Origin of the sequence: Candidatus Magnetaquicoccus inordinatus (assembly GCF_004217665.1) — a bacterium.
GTDB lineage: Bacteria > Pseudomonadota > Magnetococcia > Magnetococcales > Magnetaquicoccaceae > Magnetaquicoccus > Magnetaquicoccus inordinatus.
Genome location: NZ_RXIU01000196.1, coordinates 1 through 6,799 on the forward strand (window position 1 = coordinate 1; position 6,799 = coordinate 6,799).

Consider the following 6,799-nt stretch of genomic DNA (forward strand, 5'->3'; position numbering starts at 1 on the left):
ATAACCAACACTGCGCAGATCATGGGCCATACGCCAAGCAACATGAAGTGCTGTTGGTGCCGGTTCCCAACGCAGGCGCCACCAGGAGGCCGCCAGCCAAACAGCTAGAGGATAGGCGGAGAGTCGCACTTTTTCGCGAACCGATCTGGCCCAACTATCATCTACCCGGGTAGCAAGACGACCATTAACGGAAATTGTCAGAAGTGCAGCGGTCATGCGCAGTTCGTCAGGACCATAAGCGGTGGGTTGATCCCATTCAGGGGCAATCACAAACGGTTCACTCATGATTGATTCCAGCGTTCCAAAATATTTTCCCGCATCGGATCCCCTTCCGGCATAGGATAGCCATGATAGCGACCCAATTCAGCATTTTCCAGTTGTGCTTCAAAGGGAGTGCATTGACTATCGACTGCCCAGACATTTTTTGGCCAGGGTCCGACAAAATGCTCGCTGATCAAACCCCGTTTGATTCCTGCTTGCAGCAAGAGGAGCGCCTGTTTACGGGTGAAAACGGCACCATCATCACACAATGTTGTGCCGGGTCGGGGATAGCTGGGTGGGGGGACAAACCAAAATCGCCGGGATTGCGTTTATGTTCCGGATTGCCGCCATAACTGACCTTGTTTGCCAAATCTGCCAGTAAGCATATATCGACATCAGAGCGCGGTGTTGCTCTGATTTTCCGCTTAGGGTTGTAGGTGTTGACCCTTGGGTTCATTTGTCAGCTCTGACAAGATGATGATCTATCCCATAGCGTTACTGCTGAAAAGAGTGGTGGGCCCACCAGGATTCGAACCTGGGACCGACCGGTTATGAGCCGGCGGCTCTGACCGCTGAGCTATAGGCCCGCAACTGCCTTAAGATTCCAAAAAACTTCTCAACTTGCGTGAGCGAGTCGGATGGCGCAACTTGCGCAGCGCCTTTGCTTCGATCTGCCGAATCCGTTCACGGGTGACATGAAACTGCCGTCCTACCTCCTCCAAGGTATGATCTGTATGCAGACCTATACCAAAGCGCATGCGCAAGACATTCTCCTCCCGATCGGTCAAGGTTTGCAAGACCCGACCGGTGGTATCGCGCAAATTGGATTGAATGGCCAATTCGGAAGGGGACAACATGGTTTTATCCTCGATAAAGTCTCCCAGATGGGAGTCCTCTTCATCCCCGACCGGTGTTTCCAGAGAGATCGGCTCCTTGGCAATTTTCAACACCTTGCGCACTTTGTCCAGGGACATCTCCATGCGTTCGGCAATCTCTTCTGGAGTCGGTTCCCGTCCCATATCCTGGACCATCTGCCGACTGGTGCGTACCAACTTGTTGATCGTTTCGATCATATGCACCGGGATACGGATTGTTCGCGCCTGGTCGGCAATCGAGCGCGTTATCGCCTGGCGAATCCACCAGGTGGCATAGGTGGAAAATTTATAGCCACGCCGCCACTCAAATTTATCCACCGCCTTCATTAAACCAATATTACCCTCTTGGATCAAATCTAAAAATTGCAATCCGCGGTTGGTATATTTTTTGGCAATGGAGATCACCAGGCGCAAATTGGCCTCGACCATCTCTTTTTTGGCCCAGCTTGCTTTGCGTTCACCGCTGGTGATCGATTTATGGGTCCCCTTCAGCTCGGCAACGGTCTGCCCGGTTTCCAACTCCACCTGACGCAGAGAGTCCTGGATTCGATACAGATCAGCAGCATGTTGTTCATAAAAACGGCGCCAGATCTGCTGGTTGTGCTCTGCCAGTTGATCAACCCACTCTTTCTTGCCTTCGTTGCCCAGATACTCCTTCAGGTGGGACATTTTGGGTACACCGGAACGCTCGGCCATCTTCAGCATCTCACTTTCCAATGCGCGAATCCGGTCCACATAATCTTTCAGCGTTTGTACCATGCGGTCGATCTGTTTCTGGGAAAAATTGACAGAATCCAGCAGATCCACCATACCCCGTTTATGGCCCTGGTAGGTACGATCCAGGCGCTCCACCTCATCCTCATCTCCGCGCAACGAAGCCTCGCGCAGCTTTTCTCCGGTCTCTTGCAGGCGTGCATGCTCTTCGGCAATTTTGTCAAAGGTGCGCTGGGTGGTCTCCAACAGCTCCAACAGCGGTGTACCATCCAGCGTTACCGCCGATAGATCGACCTCTTTTTTGGCACGCTCTTCCAGATCATCCTCTTCTTCGTTCTCTAGGCGCTCTTCCTCATCCTCATCAAACTCTTCATCCTCCTCATCCTCCAAATCCTCATCATCATCGAGGCCCGCATCTTCCACTTTGTCCAGTGGATCCTCTTCACCCAATTCAGCATTCGGAGTGGGAATATCCAGAATATCCCTTAAGGAGACCTCACGATTGCGCAGGCGCTCGGCCAGCAGAATAATCTCTTTGAAGGTGACCGGAGAATCGCAAATGGCGGTCAACACCTCTTTGCGTCCCGATTCGATACGTTTGGCGATGACGATCTCCCCTTCACGGGTCAGGAGATCGACTGCTCCCATCTCGCGCAAATACATGCGCACCGGATCGTCGGTTTTGCCCAGATCAATATCGTCAATACCCGATTCGGCACTGCCATGTTTGTCCAGGTCATCCAACTCTTCCATGCCGTCGCTCTCCAGATTGAGAGCATCACCTTCATCCGGCTTCAAATCATCAGTAGGCTCTGGCTCGTCCACCAGATGAATACCCATCTCATCCAGAGTCGAGACCACATCCTCAATCTGATCTGCGGAGTTGATATGACTGGGCAATACATCATTGACCTCATCAAAGGTCAAAAAGCCACGCTCCTTGCCGCGTTCGACAAGCTGTTTCATCGGTTGAAACTTGAACTCATCGCCCATTGTCTCTGTCGTCCAATTCGTGCATGCGATTAAAGGGGGTGCAGGGTTCGCAACAGACCGGCTGGTTATGTCAGCAAAGGGTGACTCTTGCGTTGTTGCAGATGGCGTTTTTCCTCTTTCAACGCAAGTAACACACCAAACTGCCGGTCCATATCACCTTCTCCAGCCTCTATGGCTTGGGTTATCTGCTTGATCTGCCGGTTGAGCTGGCGCAACTGGCAATTGCGCAGACAGCCTTGAAACTCTTCCTGGAGCGATTCTGGTTGCAGCTCTTCGCTGAGCAATATCGCTTCTGCCCGTGCTGCCAGATTGGCATTGCTGAAGCGTTGCCAAATGGGTGTTGCACTGCCATGCAGCAAATCGCTGCCCAACTCCAGTAACGCCGACAAAAGCTCGGTCAGGTCACCGTCTTCCATATCGAGACGGCTCAACTCCTCTTCCCACAACGGTACCAGCTCAGGAGAACGCAACACAATTGCCAATAAAGCGCGTTCAAAATCCCGACCGACAGTAACGGAGGGGGTTATTCTTTGGCTTGGCCAGGAGCGTTGCTGTCTGCCTGTTACGACGGCAGGGGAGGGGGTATAGACCACCTCTTCGCTGGCGTTGACCAAGTGTGGCAAGTCAAGATATTGACTCAGTTGCTGCAAATAAAGTTCCCGCAACAACGGATCCCTGACTCTGCTCAATAGCGGCCATGCCCGATGACGGATAGCCACTCGTCCTTCTGGACTGGCACGATCCAACCCTTCACCCAGTTGCTGGAGCATAAAGGTCAAGAGAGGGGTAGCACTATCCAGACGGCTCCGCAACCCTTCAGCCCCTTCTCTGCGTACCAGATCATCGGGATCTTCTCCCTGGGGCAAGAGCAAAAAATGGACATGCTGGTCAGCTTGCAACCCATCCAGGACCATTTCCAGTGCACGCCATGCGGCTTTGCGTCCAGCCGTATCGCCATCAAAGCAAAAGCAGATGCGCCGGGTTCGTTTCCACAACTGGCGCACATGGGAGGTGGTCAAAGCGGTTCCCAAGGTGGCCACCACACTCTCCACACCACGGTCTGCCAGTGCAATCAGATCCAGATACCCCTCCACCACCAGCACACGCTCTTCCCGTTGCATGGCGGCCTGCGCCAGATGCAGACCGTAGAGAATCTCGCTTTTTTGATACAGCGCTGTCTCAGGTGAATTGATATATTTTGGCTCCTCAGCAGCCATTACACGACCGCCGAAAGCGATACACTCCCCTTGTGCGTTGCGTATCGGAAAAATGATCCGGTCGCGAAAACGATCATATCCGAGTTTATCGGTAGCCGGTACCAATAAGCCAACCTTTTCCAGAAGTTGTGCCGCTGCCTCTCCGCCGCCAAAAAAGTCCAGCAGATTTCGCCAACCTGGTGGTGCATAACCCAAACCGAAGCGCTCTATGGTTGCCGGTTGCAAAGCACGACGCTGTAAATAGGCGCGTGCTTTTTCTCCTTCGGGAGCGCGCAAGCGTTGATAGAACCACTCTCGCGCTTTATCGACAACCTCCAGCAATTGCCGTCGTTCCAGACGGCGTTGCTGTTGCCCGGCATCTTCCACCTCCATGGTTGGCAAGGCCACGCCCACTGTGGCTGCCAACTCGGCCACTGCTTCGGGAAAGCCAACTCCCTTGATTTGCATGATAAAGTTAAACAGATTCCCACCGGCGCCGCAGCCGAAACACTTAAAAAATCCCTGATCGGGCCGGACGGTGAAGGAGGGTGTTTTTTCATTATGGAAGGGGCATAGTCCCAACCAATTGACCCCCTGTTTTTTCAAGCGCACATACTGACCAACCACATCCAGCATGTCGGCGCGTTCGCTCAACTCTTCAAGAAAGCGCTCAGGATAGTGAGCCATGCTTTTTTTTCCATTCAAACATCGCGTGCAAGCACTTTAGAAGAAAATATTCTTCCGTTTTTGTCAAGGGATATTGTTGCGAAATCCATGATTTATTTTCAATCCACTCTGCTGCTCACTCTGTAAACCGCCACTCCTCTTGTGGAGGTAGGAATTAACTTTGACAAACAAAATGCAGAAAATCGATAATAAAGCAGTATCAAAGTGCTGCCTCCTGCTCTTTGTGGCGGTTTCTGCTCTTTATTTTTCCAGATGTGCTGGATGACGATGCCCTCCACCTGTTTCTCTTTGGTTGGTCATAAGCAGTGGCTGCTGTCGCTTTCCCAACAGCTTGGTCGCAGTTTGTTGTTGCCAGTGTTCAGCTATTTATTCTTGGTTTCCATGCCACTGTGGGCCAATGATACTCCGCTGCATCCGGCGATTGAACGGCTGTTGCCGGCTGCCCGGCAGGGTGATGCGGTGGCGCAGACCACCATTGGTTCTTTCTATCAACACGGTGTCGGCGTCAAGCGCAATCTGCATAAAGCGCTCCACTGGTTTACATTGGCTGCCGAGCAGGGTGATGGATTGGCCCAATTTAATCTGGGTTTGCTTTACCAGGAGGGGCAGGGTCTCGAACGAGACGAACAGAAGGCGATCTATTGGTTGCACAAGGTAACCGAGCAGACGGGGCGTGCCGATCGTTTTCATCCGCTCATCAAAGGATGGGCACAATTAAAATTGGCTTTTATCTATTTTGCAGGGAGCAGCCAGGTCAGAGATTATCAGAAGGCCAGAGAGTGGTTTGAGCAGGCTGCCGCAATGAATATTCCCATGGCGCAAGAGATGTTGGGACAGATCTACAGCCAAGGTCTGGGTGTTGCTCGCCAACCGCAACTGGCTGGGCAATGGTATCAGCGGGCTGCTCACCAAGGGAGTCGTAGTGCGGCCAAAGCACTACAAGAGTTGACAAAAAAAACCGAGCCTCTCCCCAGCGCCCCTGGTCAAACAAAAGCGGTAACACACCGTACTGAACCCGCATCCTCTTCTGCTACACCGGCAGGCAATAAAGCCAACAGCAGCAAGGCTCCTGTTGCCCATCCTGCCCTTACCATCCAAGCCATTCCCGCAGATGCCCAGATTCGTATTTTGACCATTCGCGCTCCCTATCGTCCTGGAATGCGCTTGGCACCAGGGAGCTATCGCATTGAAGTGAGTAAAGCGGGCTATCAAACGGTGAAGCGTGAGCTTGTGTTGAGCAACAAGGATCGTCATCTGCGTATTCGTTTGCACGAACAGGTACAGGAAAAACAGCCCAGTCTGACAGTGGTGCCAACCCTGCACGGGGTCATGGTGCGTATTCTCAATATTGATGCCGACTATCGACCCGGCATCTCTTTGCCTCCCGGCAAATATCTGCTGGAGCTCTCCAAACCCGGCTTCAAAACGGAGCAACGCTGGGTGGAGCTTTCTGAAGGAGATCTCAAACTGGAAGTCACTTTGAGCGAGATGACCCCCTGATCATCCTGTTTCCACTGCCCAGGAGCTGCCTATGATCATTCGACCCGCCGGCCTTGTGCGACATCAGAATCAATTATTGACCATGCGCTATCGTTATGGTGAACACGACCGTTTTAATTTGCCAGGTGGCAATCTGGAAGCGGGTGAAAGCGCACCGGCCTGTTTGCAACGGGAGTTTCGCGAAGAGCTTGCCTTGCGCATTGAGGTTGAGGATCTACTCTTTTGCGCTGAAACCATAGTGGGCGAACGCCATACTGTGCATCTGATTTTTCCGGTGACTGTATTGGAGGGCTCACCCTGTTTGCAGCCGGGCGCTACGCGGGCCATTGAGATCTGTTGGCTACCTTTCAACATTGTGGCCCAGAGTTCGCTGTATCCCAATATCTCGGCGCCGTTGACCCACTGGTTGCTACAGCATTCTGTGCGCGAGCGTTATTTGGGTACCCTCAGTCAAGAGTGGTTTTGATGTGTATGGTTGGTTTTGGCGTAACTATTCACCACACAAAACAACTGCGGGTCCAAGGAGGGCACCTCCCTGGCCGTGTACAGGGATGGAATCCCTGGGATTTTGCT

At 52.6% G+C, this 6,799-nt stretch carries 5 protein-coding genes, 1 tRNA gene and 1 pseudogene; 2 read left to right on the forward strand and 5 right to left on the reverse strand.

Going from position 1 to position 6,799, the window contains the following annotated elements; genetic code table 11:
* The 5 genes and pseudogenes from EJP87_RS12540 to dnaG all read right to left on the reverse strand — a co-directional run.
* A pseudogene (locus EJP87_RS12540) lies at positions 1 to 285 on the reverse strand (hypothetical protein); the annotation flags it as partial.
* Positions 282 to 458 (reverse strand): hypothetical protein, encoded by a 177-nt coding sequence (locus tag EJP87_RS18595; protein WP_227657619.1) that lies wholly within the window; start codon positions 456 to 458, stop codon positions 282 to 284. The gene EJP87_RS18595 and the pseudogene EJP87_RS12540, both read right to left, overlap by 4 nt.
* A gap of 314 nt (positions 459 to 772) precedes the next feature.
* A tRNA-Ile gene (locus tag EJP87_RS12550) sits at positions 773 to 848 on the reverse strand.
* Between the two features lie 9 nt (positions 849 to 857).
* Positions 858 to 2,843: an RNA polymerase sigma factor RpoD gene (rpoD, locus tag EJP87_RS12555; protein ID WP_130472220.1), complete on the reverse strand. Its 1,986-nt coding sequence runs from the start codon at positions 2,841 to 2,843 to the stop codon at positions 858 to 860.
* Positions 2,844 to 2,908: 65 nt separating this feature from the next.
* Entirely contained in the window at positions 2,909 to 4,726 is a 1,818-nt protein-coding gene (gene dnaG / locus EJP87_RS12560) for a DNA primase (protein WP_130472221.1), read from the reverse strand.
* A gap of 261 nt (positions 4,727 to 4,987) precedes the next feature.
* On the opposite strand from dnaG, the gene EJP87_RS12565 reads away from it, so the two are divergent.
* Positions 4,988 to 6,226 carry an SEL1-like repeat protein gene (locus tag EJP87_RS12565; RefSeq protein WP_193771354.1) on the forward strand — a complete coding sequence of 413 codons (1,239 nt, stop codon included), beginning with the start codon at positions 4,988 to 4,990 and terminating at the stop codon, positions 6,224 to 6,226.
* Between the two features lie 31 nt (positions 6,227 to 6,257).
* The gene (locus EJP87_RS12570) at positions 6,258 to 6,692 is read left to right on the forward strand and encodes an NUDIX domain-containing protein (RefSeq protein ID WP_130472223.1); all 435 of its coding nucleotides are present in this window, start codon (positions 6,258 to 6,260) and stop codon (positions 6,690 to 6,692) included.
* Positions 6,693 to 6,799 lie beyond the last annotated feature (107 nt).

What these genes read in the sequence shown, in the direction of transcription:
- rpoD (WP_130472220.1), bottom strand. Translation starts at nt 2,843, where the DNA reads ATGGGCGATGAGTTCAAGTTTCAACCGATGAAACAGCTTGTCGAACGC.
- dnaG (WP_130472221.1), bottom strand. Translation starts at nt 4,726, where the DNA reads ATGGCTCACTATCCTGAGCGCTTTCTTGAAGAGTTGAGCGAACGCGCC.
- EJP87_RS12565 (WP_193771354.1), top strand. Translation starts at nt 4,988, where the DNA reads ATGACGATGCCCTCCACCTGTTTCTCTTTGGTTGGTCATAAGCAGTGG.
- EJP87_RS12570 (WP_130472223.1), top strand. Translation starts at nt 6,258, where the DNA reads ATGATCATTCGACCCGCCGGCCTTGTGCGACATCAGAATCAATTATTG.